2 protein-coding genes and 1 pseudogene are annotated in these 1956 nt (G+C 74.3%); all 3 read left to right on the top strand.

All coding sequences use genetic code 11. The features are described 5' to 3' along the window. Positions 1 to 237, top strand: a pseudogene (locus tag ACTUAL_RS32295) (DNA-binding protein); the annotation flags it as partial. 56 nt (positions 238 to 293) lie between these two features. Continuing rightward, a complete protein-coding gene (locus ACTUAL_RS32290) occupies positions 294 to 1286 on the top strand; it encodes an aldo/keto reductase (RefSeq protein WP_096496870.1) in 993 nt (330 codons plus the stop codon). Between the two features lie 50 nt (positions 1287 to 1336). Further along, on the top strand, positions 1337 to 1921 hold the full coding sequence (locus ACTUAL_RS32285; protein WP_096496869.1) for a DUF4232 domain-containing protein: 585 nt from the start codon (positions 1337 to 1339) through the stop codon (positions 1919 to 1921). Positions 1922 to 1956 lie beyond the last annotated feature (35 nt).

Here is a 1956-nt window from a genome sequence, read left to right as displayed (position 1 = left end):
TGCCACGAGCTGGGCCTGCTGTCCGACTCGGCGGCGGGCCGGGCCCACCTGCGGCTGCGCGCGTCCCCGGAGTTCGAGCCGAGCCCGCTGGCCGGGCACCCCGGCGAGCAACCGGCCGCGCTGCGCGGGGCGTTCGAGGCGGCCCACGGCCCCGCGCGGGACGCCGCCGTCACCGCCCTGGCGGCCGAGCTGTCCTGGCGACCGGCGCGCGTGCGGGAGCTGCTGGCCCTGTCCTGAGGCCCGGCCCAACCCCACGCGCCGACCAAGATCCACCGGGTGCGATGTTGTGCCGCATGGACTACACCCACCTGGGGCGCTCCGGCCTCTCCGTGTCGCGGATCTGCCTGGGCACCATGAACTTCGGCCCGGTCGCGTCCGAGACCGACAGCCACGCCATCATGGACCGCGCCCTGGAGCACGGGATCAACCTCTTCGACACGGCCGACGTCTACGGCTGGAAGACCGGCGAGGGCGTCACCGAGCAGATCATCGGCCGGTGGTTCGCGCAGGGCGGCGGCAGGCGGGACAAGACCGTCATCGCCACCAAGGCGCACAACAGCATGGGCGACTGGCCGAACGAGACCCACCTGTCCGCGCTGCACATCCGCAAGGCGTGCGACGCGTCGCTGCGGCGGCTGAACACGGACTACATCGACCTGTACCAGATGCACCACGTCGACCGGTCCACGCCGTGGGAGGAGATCTGGGAGGCGTTCAGCGTCCTGCGGCAGCAGGGCAAGGTCGTCTACTTCGGGTCGTCCAACTTCGCCGGGTGGCACATCGCGCAGGCCCAGGAGGCGGCGCGCTCGCGCGGGTTCCTCGGCCTGGTCAGCGAGCAGTCGGTGTACAACCTGGCGAACCGGTTCGCGGAGCTGGAGGTGCTGCCCGCGGCGCGGCACTACGGCCTGGGCGTGATCCCGTGGTCGCCGCTGGCGGGCGGGGTGCTCGGCGGGGTGCTGCGCAAGCGCCGCGAGGGCACGGCCAACCGGGGCGTCGACGACTACGCGAAGGGCGACCTGGCGAAGCTGGAGCGGTCCCTGGAGGCGTACGAGGCGCTGTGCGAGGAGCTGGGCGAGCACCCGGCGCACGTGGGCCTGGCGTGGCTGCTGCACCAGGAGGGCGTGACGGCGCCCCTGGTCGGGCCGCGCACGGTCGAGCAGCTGGACGGGTCGCTGCGGGCGGTGGAGATCCAGCTGGACGCCGAGGTCCTGGCGAAGCTGGACGAGCTGTTCCCCGCGCCGGGCCCGAACGGCAGCAAGCCGGCGCCGGAGGCGTACGCCTGGTGAGGGAACGGGTACCCGGTGGCCGCAACCGACGTCGACGAGGGGAACGCGGAATGCGCCGCACCACCCGCACCACCGCCATGGTCAGCCTGCTCGCGGCCTGCGCCGCCGTCACGGCCTGCGGGTCGTCCACGCCCGGCAGCGCCTCACCCGGCAGCGGGTCGGGCGACGGTTCGGCGGTGGTCTCCACCGAGCCCGCGCCGTCGAGCCAGGCGCCGACCGGGCAGGCGGGGGACGGGCAGGCCGCCGCGGCGGAGTGCGCCAGCCTCACCCCGTCCACCGGGAAGCCGCAGGGCGACGCGCAGAAGAAGCTCCCGGTGGTCATCACCAACACCGGCGACACCGCCTGCACCCTGTCGGGCTTCCCCGGCGCGCAGCTCGTCGGCGCGGACGGCCACACCTGGGACCTCACCCGCTCCAGCGACACCACGCCCGAGGTCACCCTCCAGCCCGGCGAGGCGGCCACCAGCTACCTGTCGTTCCTGCCCGCCTCCGCCGACCCGTGGGACGTCAAGACCCTCCGGGTGACCCCGCCGAACACGACGGCCACCGTCGACCTGCCGTGGGCCTTCGGCCCCGTCGCGCTCCAGGACGGCGCCACCCGGCCCGGCAGCTACATCGGGCCCGTCAACGGCTGACCGGCCCGCACCGGGCCCGTGAACGACGGGAGGGG

This window comes from Actinosynnema sp. (genome assembly GCF_052038725.1).
This window is presented reverse-complemented; position numbering and strand designations above follow the sequence as displayed.